Origin of the sequence: Capnocytophaga gingivalis ATCC 33624, from assembly GCF_000174755.1 — a bacterium.
Taxonomy (GTDB): Bacteria; Bacteroidota; Bacteroidia; order Flavobacteriales; family Flavobacteriaceae; genus Capnocytophaga; species Capnocytophaga gingivalis.
The window spans coordinates 33,526-58,399 of record NZ_ACLQ01000035.1; the positions used below are offsets into that span (position 1 = coordinate 33,526).

Here is a 24,874-nt window from a genome sequence, read left to right on the forward strand (position 1 = left end):
GATCTTACAAACAATGGAATCATTTCAGCTAAAAACTAATGCTATGAAAAGATACATCATTTTAACTATCTTATTGATAAGCAGTTTTACTATTACCAACTGTCAGAAAGAAACTGTGGTGGAACGTACCGAAGTACAAAAAGGCAACCTTATCCACTCAGGAACTGGAGCTCCCGATGCCTCCTTAGGTAGTATTGGAGATTACTATTTAGACCTTTCTACCTCCAACCTCTATGGAGCAAAGACAGCACAAGGCTGGGGAAACCCTATTTCCCTAAGAGGATTACAAGGAGAGAAGGGGGAGAAAGGGGACAAGGGAGATAAAGGAAATAAAGGAGACCAAGGCAACAAAGGAGACCAAGGTGAACGAGGCGAGCAAGGAGTCAAAGGGGATAAAGGGGAAAAGGGAGACAGAGGACTCAAAGGTGAACGAGGCAAACAAGGATTCAAGGGAGAGCAAGGACCTAAGGGTGAAGATGGAAAGCAAGGACCCAAGGGTGAAGATGGAAAGCAAGGACCCAAGGGTGAAGATGGAAAACAAGGACCTAAGGGTGAAGACGGAAAGCAAGGACCCAAGGGTGAAGATGGAAAGCAAGGGCCTAAGGGTGAAGACGGGAAGCAAGGGCCTAAGGGTGAAGACGGAAAACCTGGTTCTAATGGAAAAGATGGACAAGCAGGAATCCCTGATAAAGGTGTAGGTCGTCTATTCTCGGGAACAGGAGCCCCAAAAAAAGAAATAGGTCAAGATGGAGATTTTTATATTGATATACTCCATAAAAGACTTTATGGACCTAAAGAAGGAGGAAACTGGAGAGATAACTTTATCAGTTTAATCCCTCCTGAGATACGCAGCTCCGATTATGAAATTGGAAATGATGAAGAAACAGGAGAGCAGTCCCTAACAAAATGGTTCTTAAAAACTATCAGGAAATTAGATATGAATAGTGTAGAGGAGTTGAGAAATGTGAGAGGCATTGGACATGGAGCATTTAAAGATTGTAACAAACTCGAATCGATTATAATAGGCGAGAATGTAAAAATTATTGGACTTAGAGTCTTTAATGGAATGATGGGGCTAAAAGAAGTCATCCTTAATAAAAATTTGGAAAAAATTGGAAGATATTCTTTTGCAGGTGCTGGTATTTCAAGTATTATTATTCCAAAAAATGTTGCTGAAATTAATTATGCAGCTTTCTATGGATGTCAAAACTTAAAAACTATTATCATGGAATCTCAGAATCCTCCTATTTTGATCAAAGATAATACAGAACCTGATGCATTCAAAGATACTCCCCAGACAAAAATCATCTATGTTCCTGACAATAGTGTAGATACCTATATAAATGATTCTCAATGGAGTAAATATGAGAGATATATAAAACCTATTTCTGAAAAACCTAAAGACTAATAGGGGTATATTCATTTATACAATTTCTCGATATGAGTAGCACAAGCTACAAACTTGCACCAACATAGGGCACAAGAATTGTATCACTATATGAATATTAAGCAGATGCAATTTATCGCATCTCTACCATACGATTAATCAAAAGAGAATCGTCTGATGGATGTCTTTCTATATTACTCAAACTTTATAGCCTTAATGGGAGATATTCTGCTTACTATATAAGAGGGAACCAGTAACATGAGTAAGCAAGTGATAAGAATTCCTATATTAAGTGCTATGATATAGCCCATATGTAAGTAGATAGGAACTTCAGTTACATAATACACGGTAGGATCCAGTTTCAGAGGAGCAAAATAATACTGTATACAGAGCAAACTAAGCCCTATAAGATTTCCCCAGAAAAGCCCTAAGCCTATCAGGTAAGCTGCATTGTAAAGAAATATCTTACGGATATTCCAGTTGGTCGCTCCCAATGCTTTCAGCGTACCTATCATAGGTGTTCGCTCTAGGATCAGCACAAGGATGGCAGTAATCATATTCACCCCGCCTACAATCACCATTATAGCAATGATGATGAAGATATTGAGATCAAAAGTATGAAACCACTCAAAAATAGTTGGATACTTCTGAGCAATCGTCTGTGAATCATAGGTAGTAGGAATATGATTATAGACATATTCCCCTACAGAATCCATCTGATCAAAGTCCTTGATAAAAACCTCAAAAAGCCCTACTTGCTGGGGTGTCCACTTATTTATTTTTTGTAGTTGGCGAATATCCACAAGAATATAAGTAGCATCAAATTGCTGAAAACCAGAAGCATATATTCCTGCTATAGTAAAATTGCGTTGATTCGGTATCCCTTCACTCTCTTCTCTAAGGAAGAGAGTATTACAAGTGTCCCCTACGGAGAGTTCTAATCGGTTTGCCAAATATTCCGATATAAGCACCTCATTGCTAAGAGTATCAGAACTGAAATCAGGGAATTTTCCTGCTTTGAGGTAAGCCTTCATATACTGAGCATCAAAGTCCTTCCCTACTCCCTTAGCTATAATCCCCTCAAAAGTTTTTTCAGTACGGATAATTCCCCCCTTGGTGATAACCCCTTGTAGGTGTAGTACCTTTTTCCCTTCTCGGTTGAAGAACTGAGGGTCTGTATAGAAATCCTCCTGATTCGAAATAGGCACAATAGAGACTTCCGAGCGATTGGTATCGTAATTGAATATCTGGATATGCCCATTGAGAGAGGCTATTTTCTGTCGGATACGTTCCTGTAAGCCCCTCCCTGTTGCAATAGCAATAAGAATCATCACCACCCCAAGTGCAATAGCACTGATGGCGATTTTGATAATTGGAGAAGAAATACTACTTTTGCCCCCTGAATTATGAACCAAACGACGGGCTATAAAAAATTCAATATTCAAAATAAAAAATGCAATTTTAGAATGAGCAAAATTACACTTTTTTTATTACTTATAGGTGTTTTTGGACAACTTTCTGCACAAAATATTTCTATTAAGAAATATGAGTATGTAGGAACTGGTGCCAACCAATCCTATCAGTACCTTCCTATGCTTGCAGGCAAGCGTATAGGAGTAGTTACCAATCATACAGGGATTATTCAAAAAATTGCCCATGAAAAGGACAGCACCATCACAGTACAGAACGAACATTTGGTGGATTTTCTTCTTGCCAAGAAGATAAACATCTCCAAGGTTTTTGCTCCTGAGCATGGTTTTCGGGGTACAGCTGATGCTGGAGAAGTAATCAAGGATGGAGTAGATCCCAAGACTAAACTCCCCATTATCTCCCTATATGGGAAGAATAAGAAACCTACAGCAGAACAGCTTAAAGGAATAGAGGTCATGCTCTTTGACCTACAGGATGTAGGGGTGCGCTTCTACACGTATATCTCGACCCTACACTATGTGATGGAAGCCTGTGCTGAGAACTATATTCCCTTGGTAATCCTTGACCGTCCGAATCCTAACGGTCACTATATAGATGGGCCTGTACTAGAATCTTCTTATAAAAGCTTTATAGGTATGCACCCCGTCCCTGTGGTCTATGGAATGACCATTGCCGAATACGCCCAGATGATCAACGGAGAGAAATGGCTTAAGAACGGTATCCAGTGTACCCTGAAGATAGTGCCCCTTAAGAGCTATGACCGCAAGGCTATCTATCCCCTACCTGTAGCTCCCTCTCCTAATCTCCCCAATATGACTGCGGTAAACCTATACCCAAGCCTATGTTTCTTCGAGGGGACTAACATCAGTATGGGGCGTGGTACCCAATGGCAATTCCAAATATATGGCTCTCCCTATTTGGAAAAAACAGCCTTTACCTTCACCCCTAAGCCCAATGCTGGGGATAAGAATCCTAAATACAATGGAAAAGTATGCTATGGAGAAGATCTAAGCCATACTCCTACACTATCCACACTGAACCTTTCTTGGCTAATAAAGACCTACGAACAGACTTCTGCTGTGAAGGTTAACTTTTTTTCGTCTTCCTTTGATAAGCTGGCAGGTAACAAAACCCTCAAAGAGCAGCTCCTCCAGCACAAGAGTGAAAAAGAGATCAAAGCAAGCTGGCAAGATGCTTTAGAAAAATTCAAAAAGACACGAAAAAAATATCTTTTGTATCCCTCTGATTTTTAAACTATAAAGAGTTTTCCCTTTATTTTTAAGAGGGTTAAAAATAAAAATTGTGGAGAAAATTATACAAAAAATATGCGCTATGTAAATTATATTTTTTATTTTTGTGCCATGAAAAGAGGGTATATTTACTCAAAAAACACCTATCAATAGAGTAAATACCTATCTTACAAGAACTTAAGTTTCTATGTTACATAAAGTTACCGCAAGTCAGATTGCACAAGTCCTCAATGGAACTGTCACTGGAGACCCTGAAGTAGAGGTTTACAAACTCTCCAAGATTGAAGAAGGGTGTCCTGGGACTATTACCTTTTTATCCAATCCTAAGTACAAGCACTTTATCTATACGACAGAGGCTTCTGTGGTGATTGTAAAGGATGACTTCCATCCAGAACAACCTATCAAATCTACATTGATTAGGGTAGCTGATCCTTATTTGGCATTTACACAACTATTAGAGTACTATAATCAAATGCGTATAGCTACCAAAGTAGGCATAGAAGAACCCGTGTTTATCAATTCTTCTTCTACTTTAGGAGAGAATGTGTATATAGGTGCTTTTACTTCTATTGGGGCACATTGTAAGATAGGCAACAATGTAAAGATATATTCCAACACCAACATAGGAGACAATGTCACAATAGGAGACAACACTATTATCTTCAGTGCAGTAACCCTCTGTGCGGACTCTGTAATAGGTGCCAATTGCATTCTCCACTCAGGGGTAGTCATTGGAGCGGATGGCTTTGGCTTTGCCCCTCAAGAAGATGGTTCCTACAAGAAAATCCCTCAGATAGGCAATGTAGTGATTGAGGATGAGGTAGAGATTGGAGCCAATACCACTATAGACCGTGCCACTATGGGCTCTACCATTATCCGAAAAGGGGTAAAAATAGACAACTTAGTGCAAATAGCTCACAATGTGGAAATAGGAGCTCATACGGTTATTGCCTCTCAAGCAGGGGTAGCAGGTTCTAGTAAGATTGGCGCACATTGTAGCATAGGTGGACAGGTCGGCATTGCAGGGCACTTCACTATAGGTAATAATGTAAAAATACAAGCCCAATCAGGAATTGGTAGAGATGTTAAGGACAATGAAGTAATTCAGGGTTCACCTGCCTTTACTTATATGGATTACAACAAATCCTATGTAGTATTCAGAAAACTTCCTGAATTGTTCAAGAAAATCGGTGAATTAGAAAAAAAGATTGATTCTTAACCTATTATGAATATTGAGCTATTGAAGGAATCTTTGAACCTACTCAATGATTTTCCAGAACATATATATTATATCAATTCAGGAGCAGAGTATCTAAGTATTTACAAACGTTGCCTGAAGGATATAGAGCAGATTGCTCAAGAAAGAGGCTCCGCTTATATAAAAGGCAAACTAAAAGAATATCCTACTCTTACAAGTAAAGAGGTTGATGAATATATTAGACTAAAAAGTGATGATAAAAGCCTGCTTTCCTTATTTTTTGAACGTATCTATATAGAAAACATTATTTGCTTATTTAGAACAGGAAGTTTTCCCCATAGTATAAAGAAGAAAATTTGTAAAGTAGCCAATATAAATCAGGAAATATTTAGAGTTATTGAAAAACCCATTTTAGAAACAATACTTTAATAGATATTAGAAAATTACGTAATTAAAAAATATATCTTGTGAAACAATATACATTAGCTGCCCCAGTTACCTTACAAGGAAAAGGGCTCCATACAGGAAAGAATGTAACCCTCACCCTAAAACCTGCCAATGAAAATACAGGGTTTGTATTTGTACGAGTAGACTTGGAGGGCAACCCAGTCATAGAAGCAGAAGCTTCCTATGTGACCAGTACCGAAAGAGGTACTGTCTTGGAGAAAAAAGGAGTAAAAATACAGACCTGTGAGCATATTCTTGCTGCATTGGTAGGTATGAACTTGGACAATGTCATCATGGAATTGGACGCACCTGAGCCTCCTATCATGGATGGTTCTGCTAAATATTTCGTAGAAGCCATTGAAAAAGTAGGGATTGTAGCCCAAGAAGCTGAGCGCCATGAGTATATTGTACACGAGGTAATTTCTTATAAGAATGAGGAGACAGGTTCTGAGATCACCCTTATCCCTGCCGATGAGTACCAAGTAACCACCATGGTGGACTTTGGCACTAAAATACTCGGCACCCAAAATGCCTATATGCACTCGCTTTCTGAGTTCAAGGATGATATAGCCAATGCTCGCACTTTCAGCTTTTTACACGAACTTGAAGTACTTTTGGACAAGGGACTTATCAAAGGAGGTGATCTGAACAATGCTATTATCTATGTAGATAAAGAGCCTTCCAAGGAGACTATGGAGAAGCTTAAAAAAGTATTCAATCGTGACAATGTTACAGTAAAGCCTAATGGTGTATTGGACAATATAGACCTCCATTATTCTAATGAAGCAGCTCGACACAAGCTCTTGGATGTAGTAGGTGATTTAGCTCTCGTAGGAGTGCGTATTCGTGGAAAAGTAATCACTAACAAACCTGGACACTTTACCAATACTCAGTTTGCTAAAAAACTCTCCAAAATTATAGCCAATGAGCGTAAAAACGATATACCTAAAGTAGATATCAACCAAGCACCACTAATTGATACTGTGGGAATTATGAAACTTCTTCCCCATCGTCCGCCTATGCTCTTGGTAGATAAGGTATTCGAACTTTCTGATAAGCATGTCATTGCCACCAAGAGTGTTACCATGAATGAACCTTTCTTTGTGGGACATTTCCCTGGAGCACCCGTTATGCCTGGAGTCCTACAGATAGAAGCTATGGCTCAGGCTGGAGGGGTACTGATCCTTAGTACAGTTCCCGATCCAGAGAACTACCTAACTTATTTTATGAAGATTGACAATGTCAAATTCAAAAACCCAGTACTCCCCGGAGATACCCTTATCTTCAAGTTAGAGCTACTCACTCCTATCCGTCGAGGTATCTGCCATATGCAGGGGTATGCCTACGCCAATGGTAAACTCGTAACCGAGGGAGAACTTATGGCTAAAATAGTAAAAAGAGACGATAATCAAGAGTAATATGATGTATCCCTTAGTCAATATACACCCTGAAGCTAAAATCGCTCAGAATGTGGTAGTAGAACCTTTCTCTACTATTTGCAGAAATGTAGAGATTGGAGAAGGCACTTGGATAGGTCCTAATGTAACCATTATGGAAGGGGCTCGTATCGGGAAAAACTGTAAAATATTCCCAGGAGCAGTTATCTCAGCCATTCCCCAAGATCTTAAGTACAAAGGAGAAGAAACTACTACCCATATAGGGGACAACACTACCATCCGCGAATGCGTTACTATCAACAAAGGAACGGTGGATCGCATGCGTACTGTGGTGGGAAATAACTGCCTGATTATGGCTTACTCCCATATCGCTCACGATTGTATCGTGGGGGACAATTGTATTTTCTCCAATGGCACCACCTTAGCCGGACATGTAACTGTGGGGGATTGTGCTGTAATGGCTGGAATGACAGCTGTCTATCAGTTCTGCTCTATTGGGAGCTATGCTTTTGTTACAGGGGGTTCCTTAGTAGGAAAAGATGTGCCTCCTTATGTCAAGGCCGCTCGTAATCCTCTCTCCTATGTAGGGGTGAACTCTATTGGCCTACATCGTAGAGGATTCTCTACCGAGAAAATTCGTGAAATACAAAATATCTATCGTATCCTTTTCCAAAAGAAACTCAGTACTTCCCACGCCTTAGAATATATAGAGGCTGAAATGGAGGCTACTGTAGAGAGAGACGAGATCCTACAATTCGTTCGTCGCTCCCAACACGGTATTATGAAAGGATATGCAGGTATCCTTCCAGATGAAGGAAATGTATAAAGTGCTATTTTCTTCTTAGCTTATAAAAAAGAGATGCAAATCATTGTATCTCTTTTTATTTTTCTATAATAGTTGTATCTTTGCCCTTTCATCATTAAAATACGTATAATATGTTTCAAACTCCTTATAACGCGGCGCCCTTTTCGCGCTTTACTCCTACCGACTATCTACCAGCTATTGAAAAAGCTATCGCCGAAAGCCTCGCTCAAATCGATAGTATTACCCAAAATCCTGAACCAGCTAGTTTTAAGAATACAATAGAAGCCTTGGCTTACACAGGCTTAGAACTCGACCGACTTACGGCTATGTTCTTCAACCTCAACAGTGCCGAGACTAACGACACCCTGCAAGCCGAAGCGCAACGCATCTCGCCCCTACTTACTGACTACGGCAATGATATCCGCCTGAATGAAGCCCTCTTCAAGCGAGTAAAAACAGTATATGACCAGCGCGAAAACCTATCACTCACTGCAGAACAACAGACACTCCTTGAAAAAACTTACAAAAGTTTTACTCGCAATGGGGCTAACTTATCACTCAACGATAAGGAGAGTTTGCGCAAGATTGATAAAGAATTGGCTACACTTAAGCTGAAATTCTCCGAGAATGTACTCGCTGAAACCCAGCATTACCAATGGGTAATTACCGATAAGGAACAACTGAGTGGGCTACCCGATTTTGTCCTTGAGATACTCGCCCAAGAAGCCCAAAAGCGCCATACCCAAGGCTGGGTTATTACGCTGGATATGCCCGTGTATACTGCTGTGATGAAATATGCCGATAACCGTGACCTACGCCAAAAACTCTTCACCGATTATCACAGTCGTTGTGCGGGAGAGAGTGCCTTTAGCAATGAGGCCAATGTCTTGCGTATCGCCGAGCTACGCCAAGCCCGTGCTACCCTCTTGGGCTATCCTTCTTATGCAGCGTTTGCCTTGGAGGAGCGTATGGCAGAAACACCCGAAAAGGTGATGAACTTCCTGAGTGAACTGTTAAGCAAAGCCAAACCGCAAGCCCTTAAGGAGTTAGAACAACTCAAAACCTTCTCGGGGCTTGCCGACTTCCAGCAGTGGGATTTCGCCTACTATGCCGAAAAACTCAAACAAGAATGTTACCAGATTGATGACTCCCTGCTCAAGCCTTATCTATCCTTAGACAAGGCAGTAGAAGGTATGTTTGCCGTTGCCCACAAGCTCTACGGCTTGTGCTTCTCCCTTACCGAGGAGGTAGAAAAATACCACCCTGAAGTACAAACCTACAAGGTAACCGATGAGGATGGCAATTATCTCGCCCTTTTCTACACCGATTTTTTCCCTCGTGCAGGCAAGCGCAATGGAGCGTGGATGACCTCCTACAAAGAGCAGTATACAGATAAGCAGGGCAACGATTCCCGCCCTCATATCTCTATAGTGTGCAACTTCACCCGCCCAACGGATACCGCTCCTTCTTTGCTGACATTCAACGAGCTAACGACTCTCTTTCACGAGTTTGGGCACGCCCTTCACGGGATGCTCTCCAAGGTTACTTACCCCTCGCTCAGTGGTACCAATGTAGCCCGAGACTTTGTGGAACTCCCCAGTCAGTTGATGGAAAATTGGTGTTATGAAGAAGAAACTTTGCGCCTTTTCGCCACACATTATGAGACGGGCGCCCCTCTGCCTATAGAATGGGTACAAAAGATAAAAGAAGCCAGCGCCTTTATGGAGGGTATCCTAAGTGTGCGCCAGCTCAATTTTGGATTCTTAGATATGGCGTGGCATACCTATCCTCATCTGGAACGCCTCGAGAGTGTGGATTTGTTCGAGCAAGAAGCTACCAAAGTAACCCAGCTCTATCCCCCTATTGATGTGATGTGTATTTCTCCTGCTTTCTCTCATATTTTCAGCGGAGGCTATGCCGCAGGGTATTACAGCTACAAATGGTCGGAAGTATTGGACGCCGATGCTTTTGAAGCCTTTAAGGAAGTAGGTATTTTCAATGCTGAAGTAGCGACTCGTTTCCGCAAGGAGGTTCTCGAAAAGGGCAGTAGCGAAAAGGAAAGCCTGCTATACAAGCGCTTCCGTGGTCAAGACCCTACCCCCGATGCCCTTATCCGAAGAGCTTTTGGAGAAGTGAAAGGCGAATAGTGAGAGATGAAAAGGATTTTTTCTATTAATGAGCTTCTTGTAACCAATACCGGCAAAGCATTTAGAGCCGATAGATAGTAAAAAAAGCAAAAAAACGAATTAATTACATTTATATCTTAATTTTTTTATTACCTTTGCCCAAAGAGAAAAATAATTTATAATGGAAACCTCCCCCCTCACATACTCCGCTCTCGCGGACTTCCCTCAAAGTGGGAGAATAATTAACCTCCCCCTGCCCCCTCAGAGAGGGGGATTGCAGGACGCAAAGAGGGGGGATTGTAGGGCGCAAACAGGGATTTTGTTCTTATAAAAGTATCTTTGTAGTGCGTGATTCCCCCTCAGGGAGGGGGTTAGGGGGAGGTTCTCACAAAGAATCGATAATAATAACCGCCACCTATAAGAGAAATAATTTATTAAAAGACCTCCCCCCTCACATACTCCGCTCTCGCGGACTTCCCTCGAAGAGGGGGATTGTAGGGGATAAATAAATAACTTAGTAACACTTAATTTTCAAAATAAAAAAACTTATGAAAAAACTCATTTTTTTGGCACTTGTTGCCACAGCATTATTCGTTTCCTCTTGCGGGAAAGACGACGACAACGGCGGAGGTAGCACTTCGCTTAACGGAGATTGGTATTTCCATACTGTCTATAGTAATGACAATAACAAAGGATTGCGATGGATAACCCTTGATAATTGCTCTCAACAATCTTATTGGTCTATTTCCGATAAAAAAATAAACTACGAACGGCACCATTTAGAAGGTTCAGACTGCAAATACACTCCTACATATTACAATTACACGATTAATAATGGGGTTATAAATGCGATTGTAGCCGAGGACTCTCCTAATCATAGAATAGGTTCTACATTTTCTATCAAATATGAAATGAAAGGGAAAGAACTGATTTTTAGGTTTAAATCAGGAGCTTATGATATAATAAGTGTCCTTCATAAAAAAGGAGAAGACTATAGTTATCTCGACCCTTTTGTGGGACGTTGGCAAATGACCAAATATGTAGTGGGACAACAAGAATTTATAGTACAAGATGGCAAATGTTTGTACGGAAGTATAGTAGCCAGCTCTTTGGGAGCTACCCTATACCTTAATTATCCAGAGAATGGGCAATGTAATAAAACGATAAACAGCTACGAGTGGGTAAAGGAAGGGGGCAAGTACTACAATGTGAGCAACCCTGCGAAAAAAACACTTTGGGACATCAATTTCTCCAACAATAACCGCTATATGACCTTTGCTATAGATAACGGACGCACAGTAATGCACTTTACCAAAGAAAAATAACCCGCCTTGTTAAACTCCCCTTGCCAAAGGGGAGTTTGTTTTAAGGAATAAATGAATAAATAGGCTTTTAATTTATCTCTATGAAAGAAAACTTACTTTCCGCCATTAAGGCACACGATTTTACCGCGATACGCAATATTTGCTTTGGTCTTTCTGAGGAAGAAAGACAGGAGCTAAAGAGTTATTTTGCCCGAAAGAATTTTAACTTTATCTTTCGGGAAATCCTCGAAAAAGAAAAAAGATACCATTTCTCTAATAAGGAATTAGCCATTATCTCATACACTATTATGTGTGTGTGCAATACCTTAGAGGAGGTAAGAAAAATAGAACTTTTCCAGAATATAGAACCTTATGTAAAGGGGAATTACTACTATTTTCTATCTTCTTTAGAAGACGAAGTTTTATTAGATTTCGTTCAAACTCCACAAGGGGCTTATATGATAGAAGGTATCCAGCTGATGTATAAAGATAATCCTCTGGAGATGTCTTTTCAAATACTTTGGTCGGTATACAAGGCTGGGTATATTCCTCTTAATGAGGGTGTTTTTATACAAAAAATGTATGACCTCAATTGGTTTAAGGCAGACGAGCATCTTACTAAATACCTGTTGAAACACCCAGAAACAGTTGTTCTTTTCCCTTCTGTACCAGCGTATATCCAAGATACTATATTTACTACAGAAGAATGGAAAAAAATATATCATACCCTAAACAAAAAAGGATATTTGACTAACAAAAATGCGATTCTCCACTCTTTTATCGAAGCCCTACTGAACCCTTGGAAGAAGACTGTGTTGGATATGTATTGCCGTTGGATAGAAACCTTTGAACCCTCCCACCAAGAGCTTTTATCTAACCAACACACCCTTTTTGCCCTGCTCAGTAGCGACAAGACATCGGTGGTGAACTTTGTGATGAAACTCATCAAAGAGATAGCCAGCGAAAAAGACTTTGACTTCCAAGCCTTCGCCGATAACTTTTCTTTGTGTTTCACTACCCAAAAAATCGCCAAATCTCAATTGGTAGGTTTGGATATTTTGGAGAAGCACTATAAGAAGCAAGCCCCTACCAATCCCGACTATCGCGAGCAATTAGCGGTACTCTTTACCGTCCCTGATGCCCAACTTCAAGAGAAAGTCGCCAACCTCCTAACCACCTATTTCAGTGGAGAGGGCTTAGCAGAAGTCGTAGCACCCTATCAGGATTACCTAAAAGGCAAAGCTCAAGACCTCCTTGCAACTCTAAGTCCATCAGAAAATTCTGAGAATTCCGAGAACTCCCAAATTGCCTGTGCGGCTCGCACCTCTCAAACTGCCTGTGTGGCTCACACCCCCAAGATTGCCTATGCCGCTCGCACTCCTCGCACTTGGGACGATCTGCTCTTCCTCATTGGCGATTGCATTCGTGAGCGCTCTCCCCTTGTCTTAGATCTTTTCTTTGAGGGCTTGAACCAGTTGCAAGCACAAATCCCTGCAGATTACCCAGAGCAGGTAAAACCCTATCTCAAACAGTTACTCTCTAACGAAAGGGCTGTTACATCACTATTCTATCAGTTTTTAGACTCGTGGTGTAGCCAAAGCCCTATCCCTCTTGTTTATAATACCAATAAGGAATGGAATGAATTACAAGAACTCTATAACGAAAAGAAATACTCACAAGCCGAGAAGTTCAACAAACTAAGAGAAATACACGTAAGTGCTAATAAAGCGAAGAAGATCTTCCCTTTTTTCTTCAATAAGATAGCGTGTGCTCTACAAAAGCTCAAAGAGAAAGACACGTTGCCATTTATCAGCACCCCCACTCATGCTCCGTTTTATATAGAACCGCTTACCTTTTTAGAGCGCGTTATTCAATATGAAAAAGCAGGTAAAACCCCTATGCAGGAAGATGTCATCATAGGGCTCAACCGCCTACTCCCCACCGAGATTACAGAAGCACAAAAGCAATTAGCTCTTTCCCTTACAGGCGATTATACTCCTGCCTTGCAATATTACTTTGAGGTAAATAAACAAATAGCTGTAACCGATGCTACACGAGTACTCTGGGGGCAAGTCTTACGTCTGAAAGATATTGATGGGGTATTCCCTGAATTGGAAATCCCACAGAAATCCAATTTACAGGGCTTGGTGCGTCCGTTTTATCTGAAATACGAAGTAGAACTTACCAAAATCAACGGTGTAGAACGAAATAAAATCATTTTGGAAGACAATTGGGATAAAAAACATAGTACTTATTCGTACTATAATGAACTCGGAGCCAATTATTACAATGTATCGCCGATGGGCAAGGTAATAGATGAGGACATTGACTATGAGCTCAGTCTAAACCCTCGCTATATAGATGGCTGGCTGTGCAAATACCTACTCACTTATACCCAAGGGATGGATAGCGAAAGCCTCTCTGAAGCCACTCGCGTGATGAGTTTGCTTTTACAATACAACTTGCCTATCTATCACGGCGGTTGGCTAATGGTCGCTACTTGTCTTTTAGCCGAGAGAAAACCCTTGCGCGATCTGGCTGCCGAGTATATCCTTCTAAGCCTGCAAAGAGAGAAAACACTCTCCTACCTTGCCGAAGCCATCGGAACGCTCTTAGCTCATAAGTACGCCCCTATCGCCCGCTTTGTAGAGTTTTTGGATCTTCCTACCCGCGACCCTAAAGTAAAGGGCTTCCAAAAAGCGGTAGTAGAAGCCTATTTGCCTTTGGCTGAAAAACAAGAAAAGAAACCTACCAACCATAAGAAGTTAGCTAGTTTTTTGATTAACTAATAATTATAATAGTAAAAGTACCTTATGAACAAAGAACTTATCTCAGCCCTTAAAAATGAAAATTGGGTAGAAATCCGCCGTATTGCCTTTGCCCTTCCCGAGCAGAAAAAAACACAAATCAAAAAGCAAACTCACAACAAAGATTGGGAAAATATATTCGAGGAAAAGCATCTTAGTTACAAAATCGAGTATGTCATCACCTATCTGATGATGTGTGTATGCCATAGCGTAGAAGAACTGCTAAGTGTAGAAAAACAGCTGGATTTCACTTCTGTAAAGAGCTATCATACACGTATTAAGTATCCTCTTTTCTTTTTGAATTCCCAACACACCCAAGCCTTTATGGATTTTATCCACACCCCCGAAGGGGCGTATATGATAGCGGGTGCCCAACAGGTTTTTGAGCAATCCCCACGTAGTTTTTCTATCGAAATACTCTTAGCCCTTTACACAGAGGGGATTATCCCTTTTAATGAAGAGATTTTTGTCAAAAACTTATATGATATTGAGTATTACCGTACACAAGAAACTGAAGTAGCTGAGGTACTTCTCCAGTATCCTGAGCTGGCAACACGGGTGATTCCTCATACGGCTAAGTATATAGATTATGTTATTAGTAGTAGTTTGGAATGGCAAAAAGTCTTTACCCTGCTTTGTAAGAAAAACTATTTCCCTGATAAGAGCTTCATAACCAGCTTTATAGAAATATTACTCAACCCTTGGAAAAAGAATGTATTGGATATGTACTGCCGATGGATTGAGGGATTAGTACCTACTGAAGAAGAGTTGCTACCAAGTCAGCATACGCTTTTTGCTTTGCTAACTTTGGACAAATCATCGCTTATCAACTTTGCAATGAAGCGTATTGCTCAAATAAGCACTCATCCCGATTTTGATTTCCAATCCTTTGCCGATAATTTTGCACTTTGCTTTACTGTCCAAAAAATCGCTAAATCCCAACTCATAGGGGTAGAGATTTTAGAAAAATACTACCAAAAGCAAGCCCCTACCAATCCCGACTACCGCGAACAATTAGCGGTACTCTTCACTGTACCCGATGTGAAGCTCCAAGAGAAAGTCGCTAGCCTCCTCACCTCCTACTTTAACCAAGAAGGTCTTCCCAAAGTCATCGCTCCTTACCGCGATTACCTAAAAGGCAAAGCCCAAGACCTCCTTGCAACCCTAAGTCCATCAGAAAATTCTGAAAATTCTGAGAACTCCCCAACTGCCTGTGCGGCTCGCACCCTAACCCCTATCACCTATCCTCTAAAACCTGAAGACCTCCTCTTCCTCCTCGGCGACTGCCTACGCGAGCCTGCTGCTCATACAATAGATGTCTTCTTGGAGGGACTTATTACTATACAAGATAACTTCTCTGCCGATTGGGCAAAGTCTCTTTCACCTTATATCAAACAACTCACCAAGCGAGTAGATAAGGAGGAAATCCCTACCGATGCCATTCTCTTGGGAGTCTTACGTGCGCTGATAGACCGCCGTCCTTTAGCACTTGACCCTAAGTGTAGCTATACGTGGGAAGAACTCTGTAAAAAGCGCAAAAAGCTCTCCGAAAAAGAGTTTGAAGCCTATACGCAGGATTATTACTTAGGCAATGCCCGCCAAGTCCTGCCGTTTCTTTTTCGCAAGGGGCAAATGGTCATTGACGCTATCCTCCAGCACTGCCACTTGCCTTTGCTCTCTACCCCCACGCATCTGCCTTTCTATATAGAAGCAGAGGTATTGGTGGATAAGCTCTTGCAATATGAAGCGCAAGGCGTACAACCTGATATTGACGACCTGATTGTAGCTTGCAACCGCTTGCTTTTCAGAGAAGTTTCGGCAACAGCCAAAGAAAAAGCCAAACAACTCAAAGGTAACTATGCGCTTGCTATCCAGTATTATTTAGGTTTAACTGATAAGATACAACTAACCGAAGAGCTTCTCCCTCTTTGGGCGCAAATTACTCGTATCAAACACCCCGATAGAGCGTTTCCAGAATTTGAAAACACTTCGGCTAAGGATATTCTGGGGGTAGTAAAACCTTACCTAATTGGCTATGGCTGGCAGGAAAATAAGTCTCATAAGAGTTTTGTATTTGAGCACCACACCGAGTGGGTAGGGGTAAGTTATACAGATCTAAAGAATGCCTTCCCATATCGCTATTACAATGCTAATGGTGGAAGTTCGCCCATCAGTACTATTTTTGAATATAAGCTAAGCCTCAACCCTCACTACCCCGATGCGATGCTGTGTGACTATATCAGCACTTGGGTTACGGGTAACGAAGTGCGCGAAATTCGCAATATGTCAGTGCCTTTGGAAGTGCTTTTGCGTTATGATATTAGGGTACGCCATAGCGGTTGGCTCTATATAGGTACGGCTTTGCTGTTTGAAAAACGTCCCTCACGTGATTTGGCGTATGAATATATCTGTCAGGCAATTACTCGTGGGGAAGACTTAACTTACTTGAAAACTTACCTTGCCCAAGTACTCGCTTGGGATTTTCTCCCTATCCCTCGCTTTATAGAGTTTTTGGACAGACCCACCCACGATGCGAAGCTAAAAGCCTTTGGGAAAGAAGTAATACAGCTCTATTTAAAAGAAGTGGAAAAGCAGAATAAGCTGCCAAGAAACCATAAGAAATTAGCACAACTGACTAATTAATCAATTGATTTGTTTGATAATAAAATGAAATGAAAAATGAAAAAAGAACTCATCACCGCCATTGCCGAGGGAAATTTTTCGGCTATTTTAAGCATTACAAGCCAACTCACCGATAGTGAGCGTTATAGCACCATCGCTGCTATCAAGGATTTAAACCCCTATTCAGAAACAGATTTCCCACAAAAGAACGTGGATAAAAAGGATACTTATCGCCATAAAGATAGTGTTTTTCAAGCGCTTAACTACGCCCTTATCACTATGGTACGTGAAGAAAGCGATATTGCCAAAGTGATGATTAATAAAGAAAATTATTATGGTGAAATTTATCAAGTAACTCCTTATGTTATCTTGGGTTCTTACTATTTTGAACCTGTAATCAAGTACTTTACAAAGTTTCCGCCAGATTACTATATCAAAGAAGTGCTCAAAGAACGCTACAACAAAGAAATTAACGGACTTTCTTTTGGATTCCAATGGTATTTCTATAAAAAAGGATGGATTCCCTTTGAAGAAGAACGTTTTGTAAAAAACCTTCTTGAGGTCTCTATGTTCAACCGCTATGTAACCGCCGATGTAAACTTCCTCTTGCAAAACCCCGAAGCTATTGAAAAGGTACTCCTACAACTCTACCGTATTGAGACCAAAGTGCTTGACCTTTCGAAGTGGAAGAGTGACAACACCCTACGTAAGACCAACGACTTGGGTTCGGCTAAGGTAACTACCTATTGGGATGAGGTATTTGAATTATTGGTGCATTATGGCTACCAAATTCCTCGTAGTTTTGTAGGGCAGCTTTTAGAATCATTGCTCAACCAATGGAAGAAACCCCACCTCGATTGGCATTGCCGTTTGCTCAAATGGCTTGCCCCTACCCAAGAGGAACTTTTGGCTCATCAACAAACGCTCTTTGCCGTTTTAGGCACTGGAGTAGGCAGTGTAGTGAAGACCGTTATGGAATACATCGTCTCTATTGCTAATGCGCAAAAGTTTGATTTTGAAGGCTTCCGCGTGCAATTCCCGCTCGCCTTTACCGTAGAGAAGCAACCTAAAGCACTCCTTCAAGGAGTAGAGATTTTGGCAAAGGAATTCAAAAAACATACTCCTACCGATGTCAGCTATCGTGAACAATTGGCAGTACTCTTCACTCAGCCCGATATAAAACTACAAGAAGCTGTAGCTGAACTACTCATCACCTATTTCAACCAAGAAGGTCTCCCCGAAGTCATCGCACCTTACCGCAATTACCTAAAAGGCAAAGCTCAAGACCTCCTTGCAACTCTAAGTCCATCGGAATCATCCGCCCCGTCCGACTTGTCCGACAGGTCAGCCTCGTCCGAGAACTCCCAAACTGCCTGTGCGGCTCGCTCTGCCTGTGCGGCTCGCACCCTAACCCCTATCATCTATCCCCTAACCCCTAATGAAACCCTCTTCCTCATTGGTGATTGTATCCGCGAAAAAGCAGCCGCTACTATTGATGTTTTCTTTGATGCGCTGGTACGCTTGCAAGACCAAATCCCTGCAGATTATGCTGAGCAGGTAAAACCCTACCTCAAGCAGCTTCTCGCCCGTGAGTGGTTTGTGGGAACGATGCCTCTACTATACTTATTTTTAGACTCTTGGAGCAACCAAAGCTCTACACCCCTTGTATATGATACCGACAAGGAATGGAAAGAAATTCAAAAACTATACAAAGAAGATAAATATACACAAGCCGATAAACTCGACAAACCAAGAGTGATGCACATAGCAGCCAATCAAGCACAACAGACTTTCCCTTATCTCTTTAATAAGATAGCACGCACACTCCAAAAGCTCAAAGAGAAAGACACCTTGCCTTTCCTTTCTACCCCTACACACGAACCTTTCTATATAGAGGCAGAAGTGTTGGTGGATAAACTCTTGCAATACGAAGCCCAAGGCAAATCCCCCGACCTCGACGACCTAATTGTCGCCTGCAACCGCTTGCTGTTTAAGGAGGTTTCGGCAGCAGCCAAAGAAAAAGCCCAACAACTCAAAGGCGACTACGCTCCTGCTATTCAGTATTACTTAGGTCTTACTGATAAAATACAATTAAACGAAGCGCTTCTAACGCTATGGACGCAAATCACCCGCCTAAAACACCCCGATGAGGAGTTCAAAGTATTTGAAACTACTCAGGCAAAGAATATCCTTAGCGTGGTAAAACCTTTCTATATCCGTTATGGTTGGGAGAAAAGAACTTATGCCAATGGTGAAGTAGGCGAAGAGTTCACCTATCACTGCAATCATTATTACAAATACGGCAAAGATAAAAGCCGTCCTACCCTTTACAACTATTACAATGCCAATGAAGGGAAATGCATTTCGGCTCAAGAGGCAGAATATAAACTAAGCCTCAATCCCCACTATCCTGATGCGATATTATGTGCTCACATAGCGCTCTGGGCAACAATGAATGAGGCTGACCAAGTGCGCGATATGTCTTTGCCTTTGGAAGCCGTATTGCGCTACGACCTGCGTGTGCGCCATAGCGGTTGGCTGTATATAGGCGCGTGTTTGCTCTTTGAAAGACGCCCCTCACGCGATTGTTGGAACCGAAAGGGTTTGAATTCGCAATATGTCAGTGCCTTTGGAAGTGCTTTGCGTTATGATATTAGGGTGCGCCATAGCGGTTGGCTGTATATAGGCGCGTGTTTGCTCTTTGAAAAACGCCCCTCACGCGATTTGGCGTATGAGTATATTTGTCAGGCAATTGCTCGTGGGGAAGACCTGAGCTACCTAAAGACCTATCTCGCTGAAGTACTCGCATGGGACTACCTGCCCATACCGCGCTTTATAGAATTCCTTGACCGCCCTAATCCACCAGCCGTAAAAGCCTTTGGCAAAGAAGTAGTACAGCTCTATTTAGAAGAAGTGAAGAAGCAGGACAAGTTGCCAAGAAACCATAAAAAGTTAGCGCAATTGGTTGATTAATCCTTCTATTAATGGTTATCACTTCTCTTTATATCTTATTCATTATAACTGATAGAACTATTTTATGGCAAAGAAAAACACAAGAACCCTCAAATTCGAGGCATTAGACAAAGAACTACAAAACTTATTATATAGCCGTGATATTTCTGAGCTGATTTCAGTACTCAAAGAGGGAAAAAATCCGCTTTTCTTAGAACAACTCACTCAGTTAGATGTGAAGAGTTGTAAACATTTAGGTTTCCTTGTACTATGGTCACTATATGAAAATGATTTTATCCCATTTGAGGAAGATTTTTTGATAGAAAAGCTATGTGATGCTTTATTTCTAATGAGCAAACACAAAGAAATAGAGTCCTTTATCCTTAAAAGACCCCGTATTGCTAAAGAAATAGGAGAGAAACTACCTTTCTATTTCCTTGAAAAAAGACATATTTATGTTACAGAATATGAGAAATTACTTGATTTCGGGGCAAAAGGATTTTTCAAAGGTACCCAAGTAGTACCTAACTTCTTGGAAGCCTTACTCAGTCCTATGAAGACCTATACAGCCAATACCTATTGCTGTATTATTGAGAGCTGCAAACCCACAACAGAAGAACTCCTTCCTTCTCAGCAGACCCTTTTTGCCCTGCTCAGTAGCGATAAGACCTCGGTAATCAACTTTGTGATGAAACTCATCAAGCAAATAGCCGACGAAAAAGCCTTTGATATCCAAGCCTTTGCCGACAATTTTGCGCTTTGTTTTGCTACCCCAAAAATAGCTAAATCACAGCTCATAGGTTTGGATATCTTAGAAAAGTACTACAAAAAGCAAGCTCCTACTAATCCCGACTACCGCAAGCAATTGGCGGTACTCTTCACTGTCCCCGACGTGAAGCTCCAAGAAAAAGTTGCCAACCTCCTCACCACCTATTTTAACCACAAAGGTCTCCCCGAGGTCATCGCCCCTTACAGCGATCACCTAAAATGCAAAGCCCAAGACCTCCTTGCAACCCTAAGTCCATCGGAAAATTCAGAAAATTCTGAGAACTCCCACAGCTCCCAAAATGCCTATGCGGCTTGCACCTCCCAACCCCAAAAAACAGCCCGTACCCTGACACCTATTTCCTGTCCCCTAACCCCTGAAAAACTCCTGTTCCTCCTTGGCGACTGCCTCCGTGAGCGTACAGCTGCGACTATCGACCTTTTCTTCGAGGGACTGGTACAGCTACAAGACCAATTGCCAGAAAACTTTAAGGAGCAACTCGCCCCTTATATTGCGCAAGTCAATGGGATGTATTATACCAATGTACAGTTGGCTGCCCTGCAACTGCTCCTTGCGGGCTGGGTGGAGAACAGACCTTTGGAGTCTCCTGAGGACTGGAAAAAAATGAATACCCAAGTAAGACGCCTCAATACCAACGAAGAAGAACCTTTCAAGCAAGCGTGTGTGCTCCACAACGTTTGGTATTTGCGTGATGAGATTCCTTACCTACTCTATAAGGTAAAGGCAACCCTTGACAAACTCAAAACAGGTAGCAAACTGCCTTTCCTCTCCACCCCTACACACGCGCCTTTCTATATAGATGCTGAGACCCTTGCCGACCGACTGCTCGCTTATCAAACAGCAGGCAAAGAAGTAGATTTGGATGACTTGGTAGTGGCTTGCAACCGATTGTTATTGAGTACCATTACCCCTAAAGCACATGAAAAAGTACGCTCACTTTCAGGACAATACGCGTCTGCCTTGGGCTACCTCTTCGGACTTTCCGATGTGGTAACCCCTACAGAGGAGCTCCTACCATTATGGACGCAAATCACCCGCCTAAAACACCCTGACAAAGTGTTTACTGAATTTGAAGTTACCGCTGCCAAGGACTATCTTTCGGCTGTAAAACCTTTCTTCCTAAGTTACGAAATTGACTCTGAACTCAAATGGTTTTATTTGGAAAAGAAGTATATTAATAGTCCGTATAACGACTATCAACGTGGGACTTTTGAAAAAGAAGAAGATCGTTTACCTTATAACTATTACAACGCTGGGGCTTTTCAGATATTTGATGTAGATACCTTACGTTATACAATTTCCTTAAACCCTCAATATGTAGATGTGCTCTTAGGTAAATACACCCCACCTTGGGTAGGAGTAAGTGATGCTGAAACTTATCGCAACTTGCAGGTGCCCCTCCAACTACTCTTGGAATACGATCTGCCCGTGCATCACAGTGGGTGGATTTTTGTAGGAATGGCTTTGCTTCACGACAAAAAGGAAACCCGTGACCTCGCAGCAGAGTATATCCTCCGCGCCATTAGTCGTGACGAAGACCTCAGTTATTTGCAACACTTTATAGCCGATATCCTCGCCCAAAAACTCACCCCTATCAATCGCTTTGTAGAGTTCTTGGATATGCCCACCCGCGACCCTAAGATAAAGGCTTTCCAAAAAGCAGTAGTAGAAGCTTATTTGCCTTTGGCTGAAAAGCAAGAAAAGAAACCTACGAATCATAAAAAATTAGCCAATTGGCTAATTAGCTAATTTACTAATTAACAAATTGCCCTTATGTTTGAACACTTAAAAAAACTGATTACTACCCACGATTTAGATACTCTCTTTTCCTTCTGCAGTAACTTAGCAGATAACGAGCGCCTTGCCCTTTTAGAGGAATTCCAACAGTCTAAATGGGGACTAAAAGAATCTTTTGGGGATAAAGGTATGTTTGAATTGCAACCGCCTAACAATTCCGATTACGAGTTTATTATAGCACTATTTCTCCTTACCCGAAGTGTGGAAGAATACCAAGCGCTCAGCATTCACGAAATATGTGGTTATTATGTAGCAAGTTCCCGCTTTTTTAGCGACTCAAAAGCGCTACACATTCTCCCCAAAATCCTCCGAGAGGAAAAATATCGCTTTATCTTAGACTTTTACCGTGCACTAAAGCCCTATGAAAAAGAGTTCATCTCTTTTGAAACCTATTGGGCGCTCTACAAGGCGGGAGAAATTCCTTTTGACGAGGCACTTTTTACCAAAAATATCACTGCAACCTATCTCTATGATGATAAAAAAGTCCGTTATACCGATTTAGTACTACATGACCAAGAGTTCCACGACAAGATTTTTAGGCGTTTGCACCTTTATGAAAACCAAATGTTCCACGATGCCAAACCGTGGGAGGACTTCTTTGTACATCTGCAAAGACAAGGCTATGTGTTCGATAGAAAGTACATCCCCGAACTTTTGGAGAGCCTGCTCAACCCTTGGAAAAAACCTCACCTCAATTGGCATTGCCGTTGGATTGAGTTCTTAGAGCCTACTACAGAGGAACTCCTCGCCTGCCAGCAAACCCTCTTTGCCTTGCTCAGTACAGGCAACACTAACCTTATCAACTTTGCCCTCAAGCATATACAGCGAATTACTAATGAAAAAGACTTTGACTTTCAATCTTTTGCCAATAACTTTACGCTTTGTTTTGCTACCCAAAAAATAGCCAAATCCCAACTCATAGGTTTACATATTTTAGAAAAGTACTATAAAAAGCAAGCCCCTACCAATCCCGACTATCGCGAGCAATTAGCGGTACTTTTTACTGTGCCCGATGCCAAACTCCAAGAGAAGGCTGCAAGCTTATTAAAGACTTATTTTGGAGGAGAAGGATTAGTAGAAGTAGTAGTACCCTATCAGGATTACCTAAAAGGTAAAGCCCTAGAGCTTTTTTCTACCCTAAGTCCTACGCCTATTCAGAACGATAATCTTTCCTGTCAACTTACCGATTGTTCTCCTTCGGAAAAATCTGTGAGAGTAGGCTATGTGACGGAACTTGAAACACCCACCACCCCCGAAGCTCTATTATTCTTATTGGGCGACTGTCTCCGCGAGCGTACGCCCCAGACTATCGACCTTTTCTTTGAGGGCTTTAACCAATTGCAAGATGACTTCCCTACTGACTTTAAGGAGCAGTTAGCACCCTATCTTAAGCAGTTAGAAAGACACTGGAACGGCATTGCCTCAGTGCCTATCTTGCGTTGGTTTTTACAGCGTTGGACGGGTGATAAAAAGAAGCTAATTGAGGAAGATGAAACATTTTTCCTCACCACCCTCCCCTATCTATATCATAAAGCCCAGCACCTGTTGAAGAATCGCAAGAAGAAAAACAGACTCCCTTTCCTTTCCACCCCTACACACGCCCCGTTCTATATAGAGGTAGAGGTACTGATGGATAGACTCTTACAATACGAGAGACAAGGCGAAAATCCCGACCTCCACGACTTGGTAGTGGCTTGCAACCGACTGCTCTTTAAAGATATTTCGGCAGTAGCCAAAGAAAAAGCCCAACAACTCAAGGGTGCCTACGCTCCTACCATTCAGTACTATATAGGGCTTACGGATAAGGTGCAACCTACCGAGGAACTTTTGCCCCTTTGGACGCAAATCACTCGTATCAAGTACCCCGATGGTGAGTTCGTAGAGTTTGGTAACACTTCCGCTAAGGATATACCGTGTGTGGTCAAGCCTTTTGAAACTGGATTTGGGGTACTCACCCGCAAGCAAAGTACAGTTACTTTCCATTACTTGAGCATTCACGACAATTGGAACAACAATTTTGATGCACGTAAGAAACCTACGGAATACCCTGTATTGTATTACAATGCGGGCAACAGTCGCAAAGGCTGGAGCACGGATATATTGTACCAATGCAGTCTAAACCCACACTATCCAGAGGCGCAAATCCTCCGTTATATAGCCTCTTACGCCAAGGGCAATGAGTCGTATGATATAGAGTATATGCAAACGTCTATGCAAGTGTTGCTTGAGAACCATTTGCCTATCTATCACAGTGGTTGGCTGTTTGTAGCCGCCGCCTTGCTCTTTGAGAAAAAGCCCACCCGCGATATGGCAGCCGCTTATATCTTAGAATGCTTGGAAAGTGGTACAAATCTCAACCTCTTAGCGCAATATATCGGCAAGCTATTAGCCGAACAATACGCCCCCATAGCCCGCTTTGTGGAGTTTTTGGATATCCCTACCCGCGACCCTAAAATAAAGGCTTTCCAAAAAAGCGTAGTAGAAGCCTATTTGCCTTTGGCTGAAAAACTTGATAAGAAACCTACAAACCATAAGAAATTAGCAACTTTTATTAATTAGTCACT

13 protein-coding genes are annotated in these 24,874 nt (G+C 41.8%); 12 read left to right on the forward strand and 1 reads right to left on the reverse strand.

Annotation, left to right across the window (positions count from 1 at the left end; all coding sequences use genetic code 11):
• The first annotated feature begins 43 nt into the window (after nt 1-43).
• A complete protein-coding gene (locus CAPGI0001_RS12640) occupies nt 44-1,408 on the forward strand; it encodes a leucine-rich repeat protein (RefSeq protein ID WP_002670581.1) in 1,365 nt (454 codons plus the stop codon).
• A 173-nt stretch (nt 1,409-1,581) separates the two neighbouring features.
• Here the strand turns inward: CAPGI0001_RS12640 and CAPGI0001_RS11570 are convergent, their stop codons facing one another.
• A complete protein-coding gene (locus CAPGI0001_RS11570; RefSeq protein ID WP_002670596.1) occupies nt 1,582-2,832 on the reverse strand; it encodes an ABC transporter permease in 1,251 nt (416 codons plus the stop codon).
• A 21-nt stretch (nt 2,833-2,853) separates the two neighbouring features.
• On the opposite strand from CAPGI0001_RS11570, the gene CAPGI0001_RS11575 reads away from it, so the two are divergent.
• From CAPGI0001_RS11575 to CAPGI0001_RS11630, 11 genes are all read left to right on the forward strand, one after another.
• Nucleotides 2,854-4,071, forward strand: coding sequence for an exo-beta-N-acetylmuramidase NamZ family protein (locus CAPGI0001_RS11575; RefSeq protein WP_002670336.1), 1,218 nt, complete (start codon nt 2,854-2,856; stop codon nt 4,069-4,071).
• A 184-nt stretch (nt 4,072-4,255) separates the two neighbouring features.
• A complete protein-coding gene (gene lpxD / locus CAPGI0001_RS11580) occupies nt 4,256-5,287 on the forward strand; it encodes a UDP-3-O-(3-hydroxymyristoyl)glucosamine N-acyltransferase (RefSeq protein WP_002670746.1) in 1,032 nt (343 codons plus the stop codon).
• A gap of 6 nt (nt 5,288-5,293) precedes the next feature.
• Nucleotides 5,294-5,695 carry a hypothetical protein gene (locus CAPGI0001_RS11585; protein WP_002670554.1) on the forward strand — a complete coding sequence of 134 codons (402 nt, stop codon included), beginning with the start codon at nt 5,294-5,296 and terminating at the stop codon, nt 5,693-5,695.
• Between the two features lie 38 nt (nt 5,696-5,733).
• Nucleotides 5,734-7,131, forward strand: a complete 1,398-nt coding sequence (locus CAPGI0001_RS11590; protein ID WP_002670755.1) for a bifunctional UDP-3-O-[3-hydroxymyristoyl] N-acetylglucosamine deacetylase/3-hydroxyacyl-ACP dehydratase — start codon at nt 5,734-5,736, stop codon at nt 7,129-7,131.
• Nucleotide 7,132: 1 nt separating this feature from the next.
• Nucleotides 7,133-7,936, forward strand: coding sequence for an acyl-ACP--UDP-N-acetylglucosamine O-acyltransferase (gene lpxA / locus CAPGI0001_RS11595; RefSeq protein WP_002670567.1), 804 nt, complete (start codon nt 7,133-7,135; stop codon nt 7,934-7,936).
• A gap of 110 nt (nt 7,937-8,046) precedes the next feature.
• Nucleotides 8,047-10,062, forward strand: coding sequence for a M3 family metallopeptidase (locus tag CAPGI0001_RS11600; protein WP_002670765.1), 2,016 nt, complete (start codon nt 8,047-8,049; stop codon nt 10,060-10,062).
• 527 nt (nt 10,063-10,589) lie between these two features.
• Nucleotides 10,590-11,366 (forward strand): lipocalin-like domain-containing protein, encoded by a 777-nt coding sequence (locus CAPGI0001_RS11605; RefSeq protein WP_002670333.1) that lies wholly within the window; start codon nt 10,590-10,592, stop codon nt 11,364-11,366.
• 80 nt (nt 11,367-11,446) lie between these two features.
• Complete coding sequence (locus CAPGI0001_RS11610) at nt 11,447-14,134, forward strand: DUF6493 family protein (protein ID WP_002670679.1); 2,688 nt, start codon at nt 11,447-11,449, stop codon at nt 14,132-14,134.
• Between the two features lie 24 nt (nt 14,135-14,158).
• On the forward strand, nt 14,159-16,795 hold the full coding sequence (locus CAPGI0001_RS11615; protein ID WP_002670586.1) for a DUF6493 family protein: 2,637 nt from the start codon (nt 14,159-14,161) through the stop codon (nt 16,793-16,795).
• Between the two features lie 3,016 nt (nt 16,796-19,811).
• Nucleotides 19,812-22,262: a DUF6493 family protein gene (locus tag CAPGI0001_RS11625; protein ID WP_002670752.1), complete on the forward strand. Its 2,451-nt coding sequence runs from the start codon at nt 19,812-19,814 to the stop codon at nt 22,260-22,262.
• 24 nt (nt 22,263-22,286) lie between these two features.
• A complete protein-coding gene (locus tag CAPGI0001_RS11630) occupies nt 22,287-24,869 on the forward strand; it encodes a DUF6493 family protein (RefSeq protein ID WP_002670385.1) in 2,583 nt (860 codons plus the stop codon).
• Nucleotides 24,870-24,874 lie beyond the last annotated feature (5 nt).

Bases quoted from the DNA above. Each gene is read 5' to 3' on its own strand.
- CAPGI0001_RS11625 (WP_002670752.1), top strand. From the start codon at position 19,812: ATGGCAAAGAAAAACACAAGAACCCTCAAATTCGAGGCATTAGACAAA.
- CAPGI0001_RS11605 (WP_002670333.1), top strand. From the start codon at position 10,590: ATGAAAAAACTCATTTTTTTGGCACTTGTTGCCACAGCATTATTCGTT.
- CAPGI0001_RS11630 (WP_002670385.1), top strand. From the start codon at position 22,287: ATGTTTGAACACTTAAAAAAACTGATTACTACCCACGATTTAGATACT.
- CAPGI0001_RS11615 (WP_002670586.1), top strand. From the start codon at position 14,159: ATGAACAAAGAACTTATCTCAGCCCTTAAAAATGAAAATTGGGTAGAA.
- CAPGI0001_RS11575 (WP_002670336.1), top strand. From the start codon at position 2,854: ATGAGCAAAATTACACTTTTTTTATTACTTATAGGTGTTTTTGGACAA.
- CAPGI0001_RS11585 (WP_002670554.1), top strand. From the start codon at position 5,294: ATGAATATTGAGCTATTGAAGGAATCTTTGAACCTACTCAATGATTTT.
- CAPGI0001_RS12640 (WP_002670581.1), top strand. From the start codon at position 44: ATGAAAAGATACATCATTTTAACTATCTTATTGATAAGCAGTTTTACT.
- CAPGI0001_RS11610 (WP_002670679.1), top strand. From the start codon at position 11,447: ATGAAAGAAAACTTACTTTCCGCCATTAAGGCACACGATTTTACCGCG.
- lpxD (WP_002670746.1), top strand. From the start codon at position 4,256: ATGTTACATAAAGTTACCGCAAGTCAGATTGCACAAGTCCTCAATGGA.
- CAPGI0001_RS11600 (WP_002670765.1), top strand. From the start codon at position 8,047: ATGTTTCAAACTCCTTATAACGCGGCGCCCTTTTCGCGCTTTACTCCT.
- lpxA (WP_002670567.1), top strand. From the start codon at position 7,133: ATGATGTATCCCTTAGTCAATATACACCCTGAAGCTAAAATCGCTCAG.